Source organism: Clostridium sulfidigenes, from assembly GCF_000732635.1.
Classification (GTDB): Bacteria; Bacillota; Clostridia; order Clostridiales; family Clostridiaceae; genus Clostridium_J; species Clostridium_J sulfidigenes.
Window position 1 is genome coordinate 1 of the sequence record NZ_JPMD01000091.1, and the last position, 536, is coordinate 536.

Below are 536 nucleotides of genomic sequence, written 5' to 3' on the forward strand. Positions count from 1 at the left end.
GGCTATAGCGCCAAACTGGTGGCTCGAGCAGGAATCGAACCAGCGACACGAGGATTTTCAGTCCTCTGCTCTACCGACTGAGCTATCGAGCCACACCTGACCTGGCAACAACCTACCTCCACACAGCTTCCCGTGCAGTACTATCGGCCTCTTGATGCTTAACCTTCGTGTTCGGTATGGGAACGGGTGTATCCATCAAAAGCATAATTACCAGATAAGTAGACATCCAAAAATTTATTTTTGTGATGGTCACTTATGCAAACTGTTTTTAACAGTTTGTATTCATCTATCAAATTTATAGAATTGAAAACATTGGTTAAATGTTCTCTCAAAATTACACAGTGAAATTTATTTCGTCTTTATTTAGATCAAGCCCTCGACTTATTAGTATGAGTCAGCTGAACATGTTACCATGCTTACACCCCTCACCTATCAACCTGGTGGTCTTCCAGGAGTCTTACTAACTTACGTTATGGGAAATCTCATCTTAGGGTGGGCTTCACGCTTAGATGCTTTCAGCGTTTATCCCTTCCAGA

General features: G+C 42.5%; 1 tRNA gene and 2 rRNA genes. All 3 read right to left on the bottom strand.

What is annotated here, in order from left to right:
* Positions 1-16: 16 nt before the first annotated feature.
* Positions 17-92: transfer RNA gene (locus IO99_RS18125), tRNA-Phe, on the bottom strand.
* Positions 93-99: 7 nt separating this feature from the next.
* A 5S ribosomal RNA gene (gene rrf / locus IO99_RS18130) occupies positions 100-215 on the bottom strand.
* Positions 216-364: 149 nt separating this feature from the next.
* A 23S ribosomal RNA gene (locus IO99_RS18135) occupies positions 365-536 on the bottom strand; the annotation flags it as partial.